General features: G+C 49.1%; 18 protein-coding genes. 6 read left to right on the plus strand and 12 right to left on the minus strand.

Going from position 1 to position 18,508, the window contains the following annotated elements:
- Window positions 1-2 precede the first annotated feature (2 nt).
- From tssL to C3432_RS04075, 6 genes are all read right to left on the minus strand, one after another.
- Entirely contained in the window at window positions 3-656 is a 654-nt protein-coding gene (tssL, locus tag C3432_RS04050; RefSeq protein WP_103775379.1) for a type VI secretion system protein TssL, short form, read from the minus strand.
- The gene (gene tssK, locus C3432_RS04055; protein WP_103775380.1) at window positions 653-1,990 is read right to left on the minus strand and encodes a type VI secretion system baseplate subunit TssK; all 1,338 of its coding nucleotides are present in this window, start codon (window positions 1,988-1,990) and stop codon (window positions 653-655) included. The genes tssL and tssK overlap by 4 nt, the downstream gene beginning before the upstream one ends.
- Window positions 1,991-2,008: 18 nt before the next feature.
- Entirely contained in the window at window positions 2,009-3,556 is a 1,548-nt protein-coding gene (gene tssC, locus C3432_RS04060; RefSeq protein WP_103775381.1) for a type VI secretion system contractile sheath large subunit, read from the minus strand.
- Window positions 3,557-3,589: 33 nt separating this feature from the next.
- Complete coding sequence (gene tssB, locus C3432_RS04065) at window positions 3,590-4,087, minus strand: type VI secretion system contractile sheath small subunit (RefSeq protein WP_103775382.1); 498 nt, start codon at window positions 4,085-4,087, stop codon at window positions 3,590-3,592.
- A gap of 452 nt (window positions 4,088-4,539) precedes the next feature.
- The gene (locus tag C3432_RS04070) at window positions 4,540-4,926 is read right to left on the minus strand and encodes a DUF2913 family protein (protein ID WP_103775383.1); all 387 of its coding nucleotides are present in this window, start codon (window positions 4,924-4,926) and stop codon (window positions 4,540-4,542) included.
- Between the two features lie 93 nt (window positions 4,927-5,019).
- Window positions 5,020-5,676: a FadR/GntR family transcriptional regulator gene (locus C3432_RS04075; RefSeq protein WP_103775384.1), complete on the minus strand. Its 657-nt coding sequence runs from the start codon at window positions 5,674-5,676 to the stop codon at window positions 5,020-5,022.
- A 145-nt stretch (window positions 5,677-5,821) separates the two neighbouring features.
- Here C3432_RS04075 and C3432_RS04080 point away from each other — a divergent pair, with 145 nt between their 5' ends.
- Window positions 5,822-7,138: an anaerobic C4-dicarboxylate transporter family protein gene (locus C3432_RS04080; protein ID WP_103775385.1), complete on the plus strand. Its 1,317-nt coding sequence runs from the start codon at window positions 5,822-5,824 to the stop codon at window positions 7,136-7,138.
- 125 nt (window positions 7,139-7,263) lie between these two features.
- On the opposite strand, the gene C3432_RS04085 is transcribed toward C3432_RS04080, so the two are convergent.
- Window positions 7,264-8,580, minus strand: coding sequence for an anaerobic C4-dicarboxylate transporter family protein (locus C3432_RS04085; RefSeq protein WP_103775386.1), 1,317 nt, complete (start codon window positions 8,578-8,580; stop codon window positions 7,264-7,266).
- A gap of 62 nt (window positions 8,581-8,642) precedes the next feature.
- Window positions 8,643-10,019: an argininosuccinate lyase gene (argH, locus tag C3432_RS04090; RefSeq protein WP_103775387.1), complete on the minus strand. Its 1,377-nt coding sequence runs from the start codon at window positions 10,017-10,019 to the stop codon at window positions 8,643-8,645.
- 548 nt (window positions 10,020-10,567) lie between these two features.
- Here argH and C3432_RS04095 point away from each other — a divergent pair.
- The 5 genes from C3432_RS04095 to C3432_RS04115 all read left to right on the plus strand — a co-directional run bounded on the left by C3432_RS04095 (window position 10,568) and on the right by C3432_RS04115 (window position 15,373).
- On the plus strand, window positions 10,568-11,239 hold the full coding sequence (locus C3432_RS04095; protein ID WP_103775388.1) for a helix-turn-helix transcriptional regulator: 672 nt from the start codon (window positions 10,568-10,570) through the stop codon (window positions 11,237-11,239).
- A gap of 15 nt (window positions 11,240-11,254) precedes the next feature.
- Complete coding sequence (locus tag C3432_RS04100) at window positions 11,255-12,334, plus strand: alanine racemase (RefSeq protein ID WP_103775389.1); 1,080 nt, start codon at window positions 11,255-11,257, stop codon at window positions 12,332-12,334.
- Between the two features lie 18 nt (window positions 12,335-12,352).
- Window positions 12,353-13,513: a M20 family metallopeptidase gene (locus C3432_RS04105; protein WP_103775390.1), complete on the plus strand. Its 1,161-nt coding sequence runs from the start codon at window positions 12,353-12,355 to the stop codon at window positions 13,511-13,513.
- Between the two features lie 18 nt (window positions 13,514-13,531).
- Window positions 13,532-13,993 carry a RidA family protein gene (locus C3432_RS04110; protein WP_103775391.1) on the plus strand — a complete coding sequence of 154 codons (462 nt, stop codon included), beginning with the start codon at window positions 13,532-13,534 and terminating at the stop codon, window positions 13,991-13,993.
- A gap of 96 nt (window positions 13,994-14,089) precedes the next feature.
- On the plus strand, window positions 14,090-15,373 hold the full coding sequence (locus C3432_RS04115; protein WP_103775392.1) for an MFS transporter: 1,284 nt from the start codon (window positions 14,090-14,092) through the stop codon (window positions 15,371-15,373).
- Between the two features lie 53 nt (window positions 15,374-15,426).
- Here the strand turns inward: C3432_RS04115 and C3432_RS04120 are convergent, their stop codons facing one another.
- From C3432_RS04120 to C3432_RS04135, 4 genes are all read right to left on the minus strand, one after another.
- The gene (locus C3432_RS04120) at window positions 15,427-16,092 is read right to left on the minus strand and encodes an HAD family hydrolase (protein WP_103775393.1); all 666 of its coding nucleotides are present in this window, start codon (window positions 16,090-16,092) and stop codon (window positions 15,427-15,429) included.
- Between the two features lie 108 nt (window positions 16,093-16,200).
- Window positions 16,201-16,923 (minus strand): amino acid ABC transporter ATP-binding protein, encoded by a 723-nt coding sequence (locus C3432_RS04125; RefSeq protein ID WP_103775635.1) that lies wholly within the window; start codon window positions 16,921-16,923, stop codon window positions 16,201-16,203.
- Window positions 16,910-17,674: an amino acid ABC transporter permease gene (locus C3432_RS04130; RefSeq protein ID WP_103775634.1), complete on the minus strand. Its 765-nt coding sequence runs from the start codon at window positions 17,672-17,674 to the stop codon at window positions 16,910-16,912. The genes C3432_RS04125 and C3432_RS04130 overlap by 14 nt, the downstream gene beginning before the upstream one ends.
- Window positions 17,675-17,740: 66 nt before the next feature.
- Window positions 17,741-18,508 carry a basic amino acid ABC transporter substrate-binding protein gene (locus C3432_RS04135; RefSeq protein ID WP_103775394.1) on the minus strand — a complete coding sequence of 256 codons (768 nt, stop codon included), beginning with the start codon at window positions 18,506-18,508 and terminating at the stop codon, window positions 17,741-17,743.

Here is an 18,508-nt window from a genome sequence, read left to right on the forward strand (position 1 = left end):
CTTTACCCCGGTCTGACCGTCTGACTCACCAGTTCAGTGAGGGAGGAGGAGAGGAAGAACCACAGCGTCGCCAGTAGTGCCGCCCCGAGGACCCAGGAGATCCAGTACAGACGACGGCCGCCGCGCAGGCGGGATACCCTGACGACAATCGGTGCATCCTGCGAAAGCGTAAAGGCAGGCACCCGCTCACCTAACGCCCGTACCACATCTTCACGTCGTTCATCGTCTTCAGCCCGGTACTGTCCGACAAAGCCCAGTTGCAGGGTACGGTACATACAGGTCAGAATCGCAATGTCAGGTGCCGTTTCTTTAAGCAGATTGCGAATACGCTCCCATAACTCTTCGCCGGCATTCAGGGTGCCGAAAAAATGCGCCTGTAGCGGATCGCGCCGCCACGTCAGGTAGCCGTCGTCCGTGGTTCCCCGGTTGAGGACACTCTCATCAAGCAGTGCGCACAGGGCATACACCATATGATCACGGCTGATGTCGCTGTAACCTGCCTCCATGAGCATCGCTTTCGCCTGCTGTATCAGGCGGCAGGCCCGGCGATAGAGCCCTTCCCCGTCACGGACTTCCTGACCGCCCCGCAGCTGGCTGGCCATCAGCCAGCCCGGGTAGAAGATACGTTCTATCTGGCTGAGTTCGGATTTATTCATGTGCGTAGCACCGCAAAGAGTTCAAGATCCACATCCCCCAGTGAGCGCGGGGTATAGAAGGTGCAACTGCCCATCTCAAGCATCGCCCGTGCCGCCTCAGTACTCAGATCCAGCGAGAAATACTGATTCTCAAGACGTAACGGAATAGCGGCCGGAACATGCGTCAGAGGCTTGATAAGCATCCCGCTGAGGGCCACATTCACCACATCCGAAACATCATCAAAGCTGCCCGCTTTACACAGCTGCGGGAACTTCGTCTGAAGCTCATGGTTCGGCATGGAGGAGCGTACGGAAAGGTAAAAGTCCGCCCCTTCGCGCAGGCGCGCATCGTGCAGGACACCTTTCCAGATCTGGTCCTGATGCTCCAGGTGGATGCTCACCACCCGCGACGGCAGGCTCGCCTCCAGCAGTTTATCGAGCAGCGTGAGCAACGGTGGGAACACCCGTTCCGGTGCATCGTGCTGATATGCAGGAATGTCCCCGGCGTCGTGCTCCAGGGAGAACGTCAGCAGGCTGCCGCCCAGACGAGTCAGCTCGCGGTACAGTAACTCCGGGTGACGATCCGGTGTCTGCAGGAGTTCCGACAACACCGGCTCGGCGCTGTTCAGGGCATTGAGCAGCCAGAACAGGGACACATCCGCGACCGCAAAGTCCGCCATCCGCTCATTACTCTCACGGCGCATGGCCATCAGACGCTTACGTCGTGCCTGCAGGCGAACCAGCAGATCACCCAGTTCGGTGGTCAGCAACGGGCTTGCAGAAACGGAAAGCATCGGCGGAATGAAAGCCGGATCCCGGCTCCATTGCCCCTTTGCATTACGCACCAGACGGGCGACCGGACAGGTCAGGTATGCGGTATTTTCCTGAGTGGACAAACGCAGCGTGATGGCATTACGCAGAATGGCCAGTTCACCGCTTTCATGACCAGCAAGTTCCTGCACCACCACACGTTCCGCTTTCCAGCGACGCGGGCGTTCACTTTCCTGCCCGTTATCGAGGTTGCCACCACTGGCGCTCAGCAGCGGCAGCGCGGCAACCACCTCAACAGCCTCAGAGCCATTTGCGACGGATAAATCACAGACCGGCGGAAGATTATCTGCCAGATCCGTATCAACAATCGTGCCATCCTGGAAACGCACCACCAGACGGGTGGCATTCAGGCGCGACAACGCCAGGGCTGCATCATCAAACTCTGCCGCAACCACGCCCCAGGGATGAGAAATACCCATACGGGCGACCATGCTGGCAACGTGCTCACTCCAGCGGATCTGCTGCTGGAACTGTTGCGGGGCCAGAGCGGCCCCATCCTCCCAAAGCGGACGATAAATTTTCATCCCTGATTTCCCCTCACCTTACGATTTTGCTTTCGGCATCTGGGAAACCAGTGACAGATTGACGTCCATCCCTTCCACCTGGAAGTGCGGCACAGCGTAGAGCTTCATGCGGAAGAAACCGGGGTTGTCCTCAATGTCTTCCACCACCACCTTCGCGTCTCGCAGCGGGTGAGAGGCCTGCAGCTCATCGCCCGGATCGGTCATTTCGGTGACCAGACCACGAACCCAGGTGTTGAGCTCCAGCTCCAGCAGACGCCTGTCCTTGGTGGTGCCGATGTTTTCACGCTGAATAAGCTTCAGGTAGTGGGCGATACGCGACAGCAGGAAGATGTACGGCAGACGCGCGTTGATACGGCTGTTTGCCGTGGCATCGGCGGTATCGTAGAGTGCCGGCTTTTGGGTGGAATTGGCGCTAAAGAAACAGGAATAATCTCTGTTCTTATAATAGCTTAGAGGAATAAAGCCCAGATTCGCAAATTCAAATTCGCGGGTTTCCGGGATCATCACCTCACTCGGGATCTTCACCTGATTACCGGTGCCCAGATCGTAAAGATGGATAGGCAGGTCCTGAACGGCACCACCGGCCTGCGGGCCACGAATTTGCACACACCAGCCGTTGTTGATGAAGCTGCGCACCATGTTAGACGCAAAGGCAAACGAGGCGTTGGTCCACAGGTATTTGTCGTGATCCGGCCCCTTCACTTCCTCCACATAGTTGAAGCTACGCACCGGTAAGGTGTCCGGGCCATACGGCAGGCGACCCAGCACGCGCGGCATCACCAGACCGATATAACGGGAATCATCCGTCTCGCGGAAGGATTTCCATTTGATGTATTCAGCACGGTCAAAGTAGTTGCCGATATCCTTGATGGCCGCCACATCCTCCATTCTGTCTTTCAGGAAGAATTTCGGGCCGGCAGAGCCGATAAACGGCATGTGCGCAGCCGCAGACACTTTAGAGATATTGCGCAACAGCGCGACATCCTGCGCAGACGCATCAAATTCGTAAGCAGAAATCAGCGCGGCAATCGGCTCACCGCCCGGGGTGTCATACTCATCAATATAGGTATGTTTATACAGTCCGCTCTGGATGATTTCCGGGCTGTCTTCGAAGTCCTGACGCAGGTCTTCTTTGGACATATCCAGCAGTTCCACCTTCACGTTCTGGCGAAAATCAGTTTTGTCGACCAGGGATTTCACGCCGCGCCACAGACTTTCTACCGCCTGGAATTCTTCGCTGTGCATGACCGCATCAAGCTGACGGCTAATCTGGTAGTCCAGCTCAGCGATATGATGGTCAATCAGATTTTTGTCGAGTTTTTCAACCTTTGAGCCCGCTTTTGTCAGGCATTCCAGGAACACCTGCATCCCGGCCGTTAATCGTTCATCCGCAGTCGCATCCGACATCGCCTGCGCGTCCTGCCAGATGTCCAGCGCACTCAGCTCGGACACCGGATTCAGGTTGATTTTTTCAAACAGGGACGCATAAACCCCACCTGCAGCAGGACGTTCCAGCACCACACTCTCGCCACCCGCGGCATTCTCATTTTTTACAGACATCAACATCTTCCTTATTAATCCGTTAAATCATCGTGACCGTTATGACTGTTTCGGGGCCAGAGCAGACAGCTCTGAGCGAAGTTCTGCGCTTAACGCCGGGTCGAGCAGAATTTTTTCCAGCTCTTTACGAAAAGCCTGGTTGTCCAGCAGGTTAGCTTTTAAATCGCGAAGCAGATTGCGCATGGAAAGCATCGCCTTCAGCTGAGGTATTTGCCGGGAGACCTGCTCCGGTGTGAAATCTTTCATGCTCTGGAATGTCAGACTGATGTTGTCTTCGCTACCGTCATCAGCAAGCGTTTTTTTAACGGTCAGATTGACTTTTGGGGAATACCCGGAAAGCACTGAGTCGAAGTTATTTTTGTTCAGATTAACTTTTTTGCGCTCAGATAGCGGAGCAGACTCCTGACCATTACTGAAGTCGCCCGCCACCAGTAATTTCAGGGGGAGCTCCGTTTTCTTGCTCGCGCCCCCCGTATGCAGGTCAAGCTTTAGATTAATACGTGCCTTTGGCACTTCATTCTGGAAACTGTCAGCCATCTCATTATTCCTCGATTTATCGCGGCGCATAGTTTTCACACGAAACGTCTTTTCACGTGATATTAGAATAATGATCGACCAAAGATCAAATTTACCAATTTTTAATCCGCAATAAGGAAATTCTTAAGAATTTTTCACTAAATGTTAATAGTATATAGTGCTGACACAGCAGTAAAATGAACTATAATCATCACATGAAACAAACGTTTATGTCGCAGTAGTTAAAATTAACAGGAGGTTGTTAATAAAATGAGTTTGAATTGATATAAATCAATATTAAAAAAAATGAAAATACCCATATCTCTTGCAAAGATATGGTTTTAGATCAGAAAGAGATAAAAGGGGCAGCAAGTCATAGCCTTGCTTTAAATGGGAAACACGGCGATAACCATGAGGAAAGCGTCAGGAACATAATCGGGTTTATATCCCGACAGAGGGCGTTTCATTTACTGTCAAGACTGTATAGCAATCCGGTCAGGCGTCAGCATAACGGCAGGTTGTGCGTGGGTCTGGGAAACCGCCGTACAGGCAGACAAGTCACCATCCACAAGAAATTCAACTGGCGCAATCAGTTTGCCCTCATCAGAAAATCCATGGGTCAGGGCTGACTTTCTTACCAGTAGTGCATCAGTATCGCTGTACTCTCCGACCAGATGTTCGCCGTCCCGGTCATCATCACTGACCACTACCTTTATCCAGTCTCGTGATTTCAACTGCTCAATAGCGTAAGTCAGCCGGTATAAATCCGACTGAGCGGGTATCGGCCCGGAGCAGGATGACCGCAGAGACTTCACGCGGTTAAGTAAACTGGCAGCAAGGCCTTTGTTGCGCTCCTGCAGGACACCATTTTTCCAACCTGAATCACAATAAACTTCTTACCGCCACGACGCCTCCTGAAGAAACAGAGGTGTGTCGGGCTGCCAAAAAGAGGCTTACATCCGTTTTTCCAGCAGATGAGCCCTCATTAGCTCTGATGCCATTTGCGCATCTCCCTTTTTAATGTGAGCCAGAATTTCTCTTTGCTTCGCAGCCGTATCAAGGAAATACTGACGATCGTTGGCAGGTAACGATTCACTCGTTTTCTCAAAGTAGGTAATTAAAACATCAGAGAAAACCTGGAGAACGCGGTTGCCGCTCGCCTGTAGCAGGAGTAGATGAAAATCTCTGTCGTGACGATCGGCTTCCCTGGGATTGTCGGCATGTTCCTCAATCAGTCTCAGCTCATTTTCAAGTTTGGAAAGCATGGCCGGAAAAATCCTGCGCGTTGCCAGAGGAATAATGGCACATTCGATCAGGATCCGCGCCTCTGTGAATTCCGAGATATCAAAACCGGACAGATCAAACTGCATTAACAACTGATTATTTATGCTGTGCTGTCCGACATTTTTCAACACACTGCCCCGACGTGGGGAGCGTTCAAGCATTCCCATCTGAACAAGAGTGCTGAGCGCCTGGCGGACTTTGTATCTTGACGTATTAAAGCGAGCAGCAAGTTCAGTTTCTGTTTCAATACGACCATCCGCCTCCCGATTGGCATCATCAAGAAGATAATCTTTAATATTTTCAAATAGTTCGGTTTTCTTATCCATAAACACTCGCTAATTAAAGTGTCAACATATTCATTAGTATAAATAATATAAGAAGTTAGGTTACTTAATATACGGTTATGATAAAATCATAATACTTTATTATTCAAATTATATTAAGGCATTTGTTAATAAAAAGGAATTCATTATGATGTTGTTCGTCACTCAGTTTGCGATAGTTCTGACATGTATAGGGATAGGCGGGCGTTTTGGCGGGATCGGCTTAGGGGCAGCCGGCGGATTAGGACTTGCTATTCTGACTTTCGGATTTGGACTCCCTCCCGACTCACCACCGATTACCGTCATTTCAATTATTCTTGCTGTTATCACCTGCATCACCATTCTACAGGCCGCCGGTGGACTTGATTTATTCGTCACGATGGCGGAACGGATCCTGAGAAAATGGCCGGGCGCTATCACCTTTCTGGGACCCGCGGTTGCTTACCTTTTTACTGCTATATGTGGAACAGGATATGTCGCTTTTTCCGTTTATCCTGTGATTGCAGAAATTGCAGCTGATGCCAGGGTACGGCCAGAACGCGCCATGTCGATGTCCGTTATTGCCGCCAATTTTGGGCTCATTGCCAGCCCCGTCAGTGCGGTCGTGACAGGGACAATTGCCGTTCTTGCCGGATTACATGTATCTGCTTTTGATATCCTGTCAGTCACCGTTCCGGGAACTTTCCTTGGCTGTCTGGTTGGTTGCCTGTTTGTTCTTAAAAGAGGACATGAGCTCGAAAATGATCCTGAGTTTCAACGCAGGGTTGCCGAAGGTGAGTTTGAATCGGTAAAAGCGGAAGAGCGAACTGCCAGCATAGTGACAAAAGAGGCGAAGAGAGGATTGCTGATTTTCCTCACCGGTATCATCCTGGTCGTACTGTTGGGGTCCGTGCCTGAATTACGTCCCGTCTGGAATAGCGGCACCGGGACAGAACGCATGAGTATCCCGACAACATTGCAAATAATCATGCTGACAACGGCGTGTATCATTATGGTGGTATGCCGAATTTCACCGTCAAAACTCGACTCAGGTTCCGTTTTTAAAGCAGGCCTGGTGGGGGTCGTCGCCATATTTGGGTTGTCATGGATGATGAACTCCTTCTTTGAAGCCTGGCATGAATTATTTAATACCGCGTTTCACGGTTTTCAGAATCCAATTCTTTTCGGCATTATTGTGTTTGGTCTTTCCGCCGTGATTTACAGCCCGGCGGCTACCGCTGTGGCGCTATTTCCGGCTGGCGTATTAATGGGGTATCCAGCCGAAACCTTGATAGCCCTTCTTCCGGTAACCTGTGGATCGTTTATTATTCCGGGTGGTGCGCAGATTGGCTGCGTGGCGTTTGACCGCACCGGGACAACCCGCATTGGTAAGTATGTGGTGAATCACAGCTATATGTTACCAGGCCTGGTTACCGTACTGGCATCGACCCTTTTCTGCTTCCTCTTTTCCAGCATGTTGATATAGCGCTGAAAAGTGACTTAATTGCGTTAATACCTTTATTCGCAGCATCCTCTTCTGATTCAGAGCAGATGAGGATGCCAGCCGTTTAGTTCAGCGAACTACCACTGTCATTTCTCCCGGCGCGTACCTTACAGAATAACCTGAGCGATTAAGTAAGCAAATATCACCTGAGAGATGACCATTACAAAGCCTGGTCGAATATAGCTGTGATTAACAACAAAACGGCCAATTTTAGTGGTGCCTGTTCTGTCAAATGCAACACAACCGATTTGATTCGCCCCAGGGATTATGAAATCACCGCACGTGCAGGCAAAAATGGCAATCAGATAAGGAGCCGGAATTCCCAACGTAACGCCTAATGGCATGATGGCTGCCACCGTTGCTGCCGGGCTCATAATAACCAGGGAGAAGAGAAAAACCACTATCCCAAATAACATCGGTGCCCCGTTCACAATACCACCAAAAACCTTTATCAGTTCTGGCTGATAAGCATCAAAGAACGTTGCTGTCATCCATGAAACCCCCAGAATAGCGACCACCCCCATCAGACCTGCACGGAAGACAGATCCACTATTCAATGTATTACTGGGAACCTTACTGACAACCATAATAAATAAAGCCGCCGTCAGCATAACCATCTGAATAACCATTGGCGTTGATAATCTTTTGCCATCCCAGGAGGGGAGAAGTCCTGTAAACGAACCCAATATAAGTACCAGCACCACACCTAATGCAAAAATAGCGACCCCTTTCTTTGCTCCCGGTGAAGCAATATACTCTTTTTTCTGCTCGGTATGCATGAATTCATATTCACCAGCCGCTACGCGTCGTTGAAATTCAGGATCGTCTTCCAGCTCTTTACCACGCTTATAGACTGAAAAGCTGGTGACAATTGCGGCCATAAAGAACGAAGGGAGAGCAATTGCCAGTATTTGTCCAAGAGAAATGCCTGCATATTCATGCAGAATAGCCAGCATCCCTGCCGTTGCGGCACTCATCGGGCTGGCAGCAACCGCGACACTGGCTGCGATTACCGTTGCGGACAAAGCGCGTTCCGGGCGAACCTTTGCTTCTGCTGCGACCTCTGCGACAACCGGATACAAAGAGAAAGCAACATAAGTGGTTCCGCAGAATAAAGTAAATATTGAAGTTAAAATTGGTGCCACAAACGTAATTGCCTGTGGTTTTTTTCGAAGTAATTTTTCTGCCACACGGACAAGATAATCAAGTCCGCCTGCGGCTTGTAATACACTGACAGCACCAATGACACAAATAATAATTAGCATTGCAGTAATGGAGGGGGAGGATGGTTTGAGTCCAAAACCCAGAACTAATATAGCAACCCCTAGCCCACCACCCGCACCGAGTCCCATTCCACCGTAACGCCCCCCGATACCAATACAGGCGAGTACAATAAATAATTGTATAAAAAATAAAGTATCCATTTTTCACCTCAAAACCCCTCCCGGATATTGCACCCGGGAGGTATTGATTATTATGCGTGGGATTATTTTAAATATTCTTTGGCAATCTCAATCTGTTTTTTAACGGCTTCCGTTCCGGTTCCACCATAAGACATCCTTGCTTCAATACAGGCTTCCAGTGATATATTTTTATAAATATCACCTTCAATTTTCTCATCAAATGAATGGAATTCATCAAGAGTGAGCTCTTCTAACATTTTTTTATGTTTAATACAGTAATTAACTGCACTGCCAACAATATGGTGGGCCTCCCTGAATGGGATCCCTTTACGGACCAGGTAATCAGCCATATCTGTCGCATTTGAAAATCCTCTGGCCGCTGCACCACGGGTATTTTCGGACAGAATAGTCATTTTATCGAGCATAGGCGCCATAATTTTCAGGCTGGTCTGCAACGTATCCATAGAGTCATAGACCTGTTCCTTATCCTCACTCATATCAGTATTATAGGCGAGAGGGATCCCTTTCATAATGGTGAGCATGGCCATCAGGCTCCCATACATACGCCCCCCTTTCCCCCGCATTTTTTCAGCGACATCAGGATTTTTCTTCTGCGGCATAATACTGGAGCCGGTGCAGAAATCATCCGACAGCTCAATAAATTTAAAGTCCTGGCTGGAGAATAAAACTAATTCCTCTGATAAGCGGGTAAGGTGCATAAAACACATCGCTGCCGCAGCGGTGAATTCAACCATGTGGTCACGATCGCTGACAGAATCAATACTATTTTCAGTAGGTTTATCAAAACCAAGTTCATGGGCGGTGAAATCGCGATCGACAGGGAAAGTGGTACCCGCCAGGGCTGCCGCCCCCAGAGGACATTCCCCCATACGCCGATACAGGTCACCAAAACGTGTCCAGTCACGACGCAGCATCCAGTAATATGCCATTATCCAGTGGGATAAAAGAATTGGCTGACCTGTCTGTAAATGGGTATAGCCAGGCATAATCGCATTAATATTATTTTCAGCTTTGTTGATAATAACTTTTTGAAGATTAACGATATCCTTCTGGATCTCAAGAATGGTTGCTCTCATGTGCATTTTAGAATCGACAGTCGTCTGGTCATTACGGCTTCGACCTGTATGTAACTTCCCGCCCACGGGACCAATGATTTCTGTCATTCGTCTTTCGATAGCCATATGAATATCTTCATCAGCTGTATCGAAAACAAATTCACCTTCCTCAATCTCTTTATTGACCTGTCTTAGCCCGGCAATAATCGTCTTTGCTTCATCCTGCGTGATAATCCCCTGTCGACCCAACATTGTAGCGTGAGCAATACTTCCCTGGATGTCAAAAGGACAAAGACGTTGTTCCAGCATGATTGTCGCGTTATAGGCTTCGACCAGTTTATTTGTTGGCATATCAAAACGCCCGCCCCATAACTTTGTAGACATAAAGCCTCCAGCGTGGTTGTTGCAAAATAGTTAAAATAAATTCTGTCGGTTTTTAATTCAGTCTCAGGTTACAAAACAGCATTTATAATTGTCAACAAATGAGGTAATTAAATCGATTAATAAAGACATTAATTAGACTTATTAAATGTTACTGTTTATTAATATAAATTCCTCTTAAAAACGGATATAAATCACATTTATGCCTCTATAAAGCGCCAGACACATTCACTATTTTTAACCAGATTGCAATCCCCCCCTATAAATAGCCGACAACAGGCCCATTTTGTCGCCATTTTAGAATCAGAGCCTGGGCATATTGCTCTTGCGCAGCGACCGTTTTGAGTAGGGTGGCCCATTCATACCTTCTTACGCATAGATTCCGTTCTGTCTGGCATGACTTTTTTTTTGTTTTCCTGAATTTTCTAACAAAAAGTTTGGGATTACGCGTGATTCTGATCACTTTTTGTTCATTTATTGATTGCATACCGTCCATCTTTCTCGCTATACAATACAAAAAGTTTGTTTGTCTAACTTAAATTCAGGTTTCTATGGAAAGCATCAAAGAGAATTTAGACTTTTTCATTCCGATGATGGAAGGGATTGCCAACCAGTTTGGTGAGAATTGCGAAGTGGTGCTGCACGATCACTCGCAGGGGCTGGAAAGTAGCATTATTGCCATCATCAATGGTCATGTAACCGGACGCCAGGTTGGAGATCCCAGCAGCAATCTCGGCCTGGAGGTACTGCGCGGGAGCGACGTCAATGGCGATCGCCATAACTATTTTACCCAGACTCGCGACGGTAAGACCCTGCGCTCCACATCGGTCTACGTGCGCAACAGCAATAAACAGGTTATAGGCGCGTTGTGTATCAATCTGGATATCAGTGACATTTTGCTGGCGGAAAAAACCCTCAACAAAATCGCTGGTCGTCCGGACGCCACGCAGGTACGCCAGGGCGAGGTTAATGAAGTCTTTGTCAAAGACGTTAATGAACTACTGGATTATCTGATTGCTGAGTGTATGGCTCTGATTAACGTACCGGTGATCAGTATGACCAAACAGGACAAACTGAATGCTATTAAGTTTTTTGATGACAAGGGAGTTTTTCTTATAAAAAAATCCGGCGAGAAAATTTGCGAGTTTCTGAATATATCTAAATATACTCTCTACGCCTATCTGGGGGAGATCCGAGGTGAAAATACGATAATTGACGGTTAGCCGTCAGGAGGAAATATGTTAACCACCCCTTACGTTATGCTTGACCTGGATATCATGGAAAGGAATATTACTGCCATGACCTCCGGCCTGCTCCGTAATAATATACAACACTGGCCACATATTAAAACGCATAAATCGGTTCGTCTGGCAAAACTGGAGCAACGACTGGGGGCCAGCGGTATTACCTGCGCCAAACTCTCTGAGGCAGAGATAATGGCCGCTGGCGGAATAACGTCCATTCTTCTGGCCTACCCCATAATTGGCGACGATAAATGTCAGCGGTATGCCGACCTGGCACGCAAAATAAATATCCGAACCATTGTTGACAGTCGGTCAGGCGCACAGGGCCTGTCACGGGCCGCAGTGAAGAATGGAATGACATTTAGCATTGATATTGCAGTTGATTATGGCGCTCACCGTGAAGGTATCCAGCCAGAAAATATACTGGATTTTGCGCGCGATGTTGCGGCATTACCTGGCCTGAGAATCGACGGGATCTTTACCTATGCCGGGACAATTTATCAATATCATAACGAAGCGGATATTCGTCAGGCGGCGCGTGATGAAGCGGCATTGTTAATTCGCTGTCGGGACGAACTTAATGCGCATGGTTTTGAGATAAAAACATTATCCGGTGGTTCAACCCTTTCTTCTTTTTATGCCGACGAACTGCAGGGGATAACTGAGTCCCGGGCCGGTAACTTTATTTTTGGTGATATGAATGCCATTAACGCCGGGATTTATACACCGCAAGATTGCGCCCTGACGATTTGTGCAACGGTGGTGAGTATTCCCCTGCCCGGTTATGCCACCGTGGATGCCGGAACCAAATCGCTCACTTCCGATCTCTCTGCCACACCGGGATCCTATGGATTGATCCAGGAGAATCCAGACGTACATTTAGTGAAGCTCAACGAAGAGCATGGCTATTTACGTTATGACCCAGAGAAAGTTTCTCTGACCGTCGGTGAACAAATTCATATTATCCCTAACCACTGCTGTGTCGTGGCCAATCTGGTGGATGAAATATATGGCTTCCGTAATGGAGAATTCAGCGAAACGATCACCGTCGATGCTCGCGGAAAAAGTTATTAACTAATCGGGATTATTAATATGTCTGATATTGAATTAACTGCCGATGACAGGCAGGAGCTGCTTACGCTCCTTTGTAGCCTGATACAGCATCCTTCAGAAAACCCTCCGGGCAATGAAAATGCCGTAGCACTGTTTATTGCCAGTATATTGCGCAGTGAAGGTATCGAAACTGAAATAGAGGAAGTCGCCCCCGGACGTCCAAATGTCATTGCCCATCTGAAAGGAATACAACCTGGCAAGCGACTGATTCTGAACGGTCATACTGATGTGGTGCCGTGTGGTGATGGCTGGTCAGTCGACCCTTTCGCCGCAGTCATTGACGGCGATTGCGTGATTGGGCGTGGGGCTGCAGATATGAAATCCGGCGTAGCCGCGATGATATATGCCGCCATTCTGATTAAACGCCGTCAGTACGCCTTTAAGGGTGAAATTACCCTTTTATTTAATGTTGACGAAGAACGCATTAATCTTGGGATGGAACATTTTGTCGCGCAAGGCGTAGAAGCCGATTTCGCCATTATTGGCGAACCCACCTCACTGGAAATTTGTGTGGCGCACAAAGGAGTAAGCCGTACCCGACTGACCACCCACGGAACGGCGGGCCACGCGGCAAAGACCCGGAACCCGGATAGCGCAATTGACAAGATGGCTCTTTTATTACCGAAATTGCTTGAAGAATGCCTGAGGGTAAAACAAAAATACCATCCGTTGCTGGGTAATGCTTCGATGTTGGTCACCACGATTAACGGCGGGAGTGCGCCCAATATCGTACCGCAGTCGTGCAGCATCGAAATTGACCGTCGGGTTCTGCCAGGTGAATTGCGTAATGAAATTAACAGCAGCCTCCAGGATGCACTCATGGTGGACGGTCTGAGTATGGAGCAGGATTATTCACTGGATAATTATCTCTTCATTCCGGCATCTTCAATTGAAGAATCGCATCCGCTGACAGAGACTGCCTGCCGGGTCGTGAATGCGATAACCGGTAATGCTAAAAAAACCATTTTTGACGCCACCTGTGAAGCCCCCTTCTTCTCCGTAGGCTGTCAAATCCCAACAATAATACTGGGTCCCGGTGATTTGTCTCAGGCCCATGTAAAAGATGAGTTCGTCCGTATTGAGGAACTGCACCAGGCAGCCAAAATATATATATCACTGGCATTAAACTTATTGAAATAAACCATCAGGAAAACTGTAATGAATATTGAAAATCGCTTAGCCGAACTGGGGATCGTACTCAGCCAACCCACTACGCCTGAATTTTCTTATATCCCTGTCAAGCAGGTTGGAAAACTATTATATACATCGGGAAATGATTGTCGGATAAACGGTGAACTTATTTACCAGGGGACACTAGGTGACGAGTTATCTGTCGAACAAGGCCAGGAGGCTGCCCGTCAGTGTATTATTAATATTCTTTCTTCACTGAAAAGATACCTTGGCGATCTGGATCGTATTTCCGGATGCATTAAGATGCTGGGATTTGTACAGAGCACAAATGATTTTAAACTTCAACCGCTGGTGATGAACAGTGCTTCAGATCTTCTGATAGCGGTATTTGGCGAGTCGGGTAAACATGCGCGCTCTGCTATTGGTACTAACACCTTACCATTTAATACCCCTGTTGAAATTGAATTAATTTTCGAAGTTAACGACTAAATTATATCACTATTACTATCTCCGGAAAGATATCCGGCCCCTCACCACACTTATTTTCACAATGCGAGTGTGGATAACATAACGAAAGGATAATATATGTCCAGTCAAGCAAGCTCTCGCCTGAAGCGTTTGCAAATTATGGCATTGTTGTTTTTGCTCGTGGCGGGTATTATTAATTTTCTCGACAGAACATCACTTTCTATTGCTAATACCACTATTCGCGAAGAAATGGGATTAACAGCAACAGAAATGGGGATGCTACTGTCAGTATTCTCCTTCGGATACGCACTGTGCCAGCTCCCTATAGGCATGGTAATGGAGCGATTTGGCGTTAAAAAAGTATATGGCTTCGGTATTTTTCTGTGGTCTGCCGCCCAGACTATGCTGGGGTTTGTCGGCTCCTTCAGCCAGATGATTGTCGCCCGTATTGTTCTTGGAATTGGCGAATCTCCGCACCTGCCCACCGGCGTTAAGGTGGTCAATGACTGGTACAACATCCGCCAGCGCGGTGTACCGATGGGGATTGTTAACATGTCGTCCACCCTTGCCCAGGCTCTGGCACCGCCCCTGTTGATTGCGATGATGCTCGCTTTTGGCTGGCGCATGATGTTCATCATTATTGGGATCAGCGGAATTATTCTGTCTGTCCTGTGGTTCATTTTCTATCGTAATCGCGAAGATGCAGGATTATCAGCGGCAGATATCGCACACCTTGAAGAAGAGTCATCGCCGTCCAGCAAAGCGAAAGTGACCCTGAAGGACTGGGCCGGATTATTCAAACAAAAATCCATGTGGGGCATGATTATCGGCTTTAACGGCGTAGGCTACATGGTATGGCTGTTTCTGACCTGGCTGCCCTCTTACCTGGAGATGTCCCGTGGTTTAAGCCTGGAAAAGACCGGCTGGGTTGCTGCTATTCCCTTCCTGTTTGGCGCGGCGGGTATGCTGGTAAACGGCATCATCGCCGACTGGGTGATGAACCGGGGCGCAGATAAGATGAAGAGCCGTAAATGGATGATCTGCCTGGGGCTGCTGTGCGCTGCTGGCTTTACGCTTCCGGCGGCTTACACAGAAAGTACCTTTATGGCCGTGGCCTGTATCAGCATGGCCCTGTTCTCCATTCACTTCGCGGGAACATCGGCGTGGGGTCTGATTCTGGTATCCGTACCGTCACGTCTGATTACATCCGTTAGTGGCATTCAGAATTTCGGGGGTTTTATTGGCGGATCTTTTGCGCCGATCATCACCGGTATGATTCTGGATAAAACCGGATCGTTTACCCTTGCGCTCGTCGCGTCCTCTGTCATCGCTTTTATGGCATCACTGGTTTATTTCTTCATGGTGAAAAAACCGGTGGTCGATCCGGCGACCATTAACTAACCAGACATAGACCGCCTCATCAGAAGCGGTCTTTGGTTACTCATTAACCGCCCTTATTCTGACCGCCAGTACAGCGTTGGCCAGTGATGGATTTTCCCCTGTTCCTGCAACTGAGAACAGGGGTTAACCAGCACCACCTCATCGGCAAAAAGACACAGTGGAAGATCGTTGATCGAATCGGTATAAAACGTCAGCTTACTCTCTGGTTCATTGCGCAACGCCATCCACGCTTTAAGACGGGCAATTTTCCCCTCCCGGTAGCTGGGCGTGCCGTCGATAATATTGGTGTAACGGTTATTCACAATATGAACATCAATGCCTGCCGCCTCTTCAATACCCAGCGCACGGGCGATCGGTTTCACCAGCAGGCTGGCCGACGCGGAGATGATCAGCATCTGCTGTTTTTCAGCTTGAAGTTGCTGAATCAGTTTCAGCGCCTGCGGATAAACACGCGGCATAACCTCGTCGCGAACCCATTGTGCGATGCGCTGGTCGGCCTCGGCGATGGTCATTTTCGCCAGCGGCGCCAGGGTGAGCGCCACATACTGGTGGATATCCATTTTACCTTCGGCGTAATCACGCATCAGGGAAGCTTCCTGCACTAAATAACGCGCGTCCTTCACCAGCCCTTCCCGCACCAGATACCTGCTCCACCATGTACTGCTGTCACCCGCAATCAGGGTATGGTCTAAGTCGAAGATATAGAGATGGCGCAACATCTGAACTCCATGGCTAAAAAAGGAAGGTATAGCGACAAGAGATGACAAGCGGATGAAGATCGGTTAAGACGATAGCGCCCCCTGCGGCGCTATCCTGGACTCCCTCGATCACAGAACCTTGCTTAAGAACTCCGCCGTTCGCGGGTTAGACGGCGAAGTAAATAGCGCTTCCGGGGTGCCTTCTTCCTGAATAATACCATGATCGATGAAAATCACCCGATCGGCCACTTCGCGAGCAAATCCCATTTCATGGGTGACAATAACCATGGTCATTCCTTCATTCGCCAGGTTCTTCATCACCTCCAGCACATCGCCCACCAGCTCGGGATCCAGCGCCGAGGTTGGCTCATCAAACAGCATGATTGACGGATTCATCGCCAGAGCACGGGCAATCGCCACCCGCTGCTGCTGCCCACCCGACAGTCGTGAAGGCCACGCATCCCGCTTATCGCTTAATCCGACTTTTTCCAGCAGCTGCTCTGCGCGACTCACCGCTTCAGGGTGAGACAGCCCCTGCAACATTTCGGGAGCCATCAGCAGATTCTGCAAAACGGTCATGTGCGGAAACAGATTGAAGCGCTGAAATACCATCCCTACGCTTTCACGCATTTTGTTGAGATCGGTCCTGCGGTCATGAACGGCAAAACCATTCACCACGACTTCTCCTTCCGTCACCGTTTCCAGCGCATTCATGCAACGCAAAAACGTACTCTTCCCGGAGCCGGACGGACCGATGATGCACACCACTTCCTGCGGGTTGATCTCGCAGTCAATCCCGCGCAGGACGTGGTTATCTCCAAAGTGTTTATGTAAATTTTTAATGTGGATCACTTTTACCAAACCTTTTTTCCAGACGGTTAACCAATTGCGCAAGCAGGAAGGTGAGTACCCAGTAGACCAGCGAAATCGTCAGATAGGGTTCCCAATAGGTCGCATAGGCGCCCGATACGGTACGCGCTGCATAAGCCAGATCGGCAAGCCCAATTGCGGAGGCCAGGGAAGAGTCTTTTACTATCGCGATGGCATTATTACCCAGCGGCGGGAGAATACGGCGGAAGGCCTGCGGGAGGATAACTTTACGCATGGTTTTCCACCACGGCATCCCCAGCGCGCGCGAGGCCTCCATCTGTCCTGGGTCAATCGACTGGATCCCCGCGCGGAAGATCTCGGATACGTACGCCCCGGCGTTCAGCGTGATGGCAACAATGCATGATAAAAACGCGCCATAACCTGAGCGCAACTCACGCGCCATGTCCGCGCTCATCATCCCGCTGGTGACCAGCATGCCGTCACGAGGATTAATAAACAATGGAACCAGCGCGAAATGGACGACCATAATCTGCACAAAAAGCGGCGTGCCGCGGAAGGCGCTGACATAGAAGCGAACCGGATACTGGACGCAGTAGCGAAGCGCATATTTCCAGAAGCCATGTTCGGCTTTTGCCATCCTGCCAAGGCCCAGCGTCAGCCCCCAAAGGGTCCCAAGGATGACACAGATAATGGTACATTTTATTGTCATCCATGCGCCTTCCATAAATAAAGGCGCATATTCCTGGATGATTTCCCAACGAAATCCCGTCATGGTATTACCCTGCAAAAAAAGCTGACGCATAAATTGCGTCAGCCTGAAACGAATGAAAAAAGAGCGTTATTCAGACGGAAGCGTTGGAACTTCGCTATCAAACCAGGTTTGGTAAATTTTAGCGTAGGTACCATCGGCGACGATTTTTTTCAACCCGGCGTTGATCTTCTGCTGTAGCCCGGTATTCCCCTTCGCAACGGCAATACCAAAATATTGACGTTCAAATTTCGCATCCGGCACCAGTTTGAACTGCTTCTCCGGATGCTGCTTGATGTAATACTTCACGACGCCCACATCGCCCACTGCGGCGCTGACGCCATCTTCAAACAGCTCCTGCAACATCAGGGGGGTGTTATCAAAACGCTTGATGGCGGTGCTGTTTTTCCCCAGTACGGAAGAGACAATAATGTCCCCGGTGCTGGAGTTAACCACCCCGACCTTTTCGTTTTTCAGAGAATCCAGGGAGCTTACGTTTGAATCTGAAGGCACAACTATCGACTGCTCGGCAGGAAAATAAGGGCTGGAGAAATCAACCATCTGTTTACGGTTATCAGTGATTGTGATCCCGGAGATAATAATATCGCGATCCCCGGAACTCAGGGTGGCGAAAATGCCTTCCCACGGCGTGTTGACCAGCCTGACGTTGAAGTTTTCTGCTTTAGCGATGGCTTTAATAATATCAATATCAAAACCTTCCAGCTGTTTCTGACTATTTTCGAACTCAAACGGGCGGTAAGTTCCACCTGCGCCGACAACGTAGGTTTCCTGTGCCGCAAATGCGGTTCCCGCCAGGGCCACCATCAGACAACCTGCTTTCATCCATTTACTGAACAT

The sequence above is a fragment of the Citrobacter amalonaticus genome, assembly GCF_002918555.1.
Classification (GTDB): domain Bacteria; phylum Pseudomonadota; class Gammaproteobacteria; order Enterobacterales; family Enterobacteriaceae; genus Citrobacter_C; species Citrobacter_C amalonaticus_A.

Coding starts and splice junctions, on each gene's coding strand:
- C3432_RS04100 (WP_103775389.1), top strand. CDS start 11,255: ATGTTAACCACCCCTTACGTTATGCTTGACCTGGATATCATGGAAAGG.
- C3432_RS04075 (WP_103775384.1), bottom strand. CDS start 5,676: ATGGATAAGAAAACCGAACTATTTGAAAATATTAAAGATTATCTTCTT.
- argH (WP_103775387.1), bottom strand. CDS start 10,019: ATGTCTACAAAGTTATGGGGCGGGCGTTTTGATATGCCAACAAATAAA.
- C3432_RS04095 (WP_103775388.1), top strand. CDS start 10,568: ATGGAAAGCATCAAAGAGAATTTAGACTTTTTCATTCCGATGATGGAA.
- tssL (WP_103775379.1), bottom strand. CDS start 656: ATGAATAAATCCGAACTCAGCCAGATAGAACGTATCTTCTACCCGGGC.
- tssC (WP_103775381.1), bottom strand. CDS start 3,556: ATGTTGATGTCTGTAAAAAATGAGAATGCCGCGGGTGGCGAGAGTGTG.
- C3432_RS04110 (WP_103775391.1), top strand. CDS start 13,532: ATGAATATTGAAAATCGCTTAGCCGAACTGGGGATCGTACTCAGCCAA.
- C3432_RS04105 (WP_103775390.1), top strand. CDS start 12,353: ATGTCTGATATTGAATTAACTGCCGATGACAGGCAGGAGCTGCTTACG.
- C3432_RS04130 (WP_103775634.1), bottom strand. CDS start 17,674: ATGACGGGATTTCGTTGGGAAATCATCCAGGAATATGCGCCTTTATTT.
- C3432_RS04135 (WP_103775394.1), bottom strand. CDS start 18,508: ATGTTCAGTAAATGGATGAAAGCAGGTTGTCTGATGGTGGCCCTGGCG.
- C3432_RS04080 (WP_103775385.1), top strand. CDS start 5,822: ATGATGTTGTTCGTCACTCAGTTTGCGATAGTTCTGACATGTATAGGG.
- C3432_RS04085 (WP_103775386.1), bottom strand. CDS start 8,580: ATGGATACTTTATTTTTTATACAATTATTTATTGTACTCGCCTGTATT.
- tssB (WP_103775382.1), bottom strand. CDS start 4,087: ATGGCTGACAGTTTCCAGAATGAAGTGCCAAAGGCACGTATTAATCTA.
- C3432_RS04115 (WP_103775392.1), top strand. CDS start 14,090: ATGTCCAGTCAAGCAAGCTCTCGCCTGAAGCGTTTGCAAATTATGGCA.
- tssK (WP_103775380.1), bottom strand. CDS start 1,990: ATGAAAATTTATCGTCCGCTTTGGGAGGATGGGGCCGCTCTGGCCCCG.
- C3432_RS04120 (WP_103775393.1), bottom strand. CDS start 16,092: ATGTTGCGCCATCTCTATATCTTCGACTTAGACCATACCCTGATTGCG.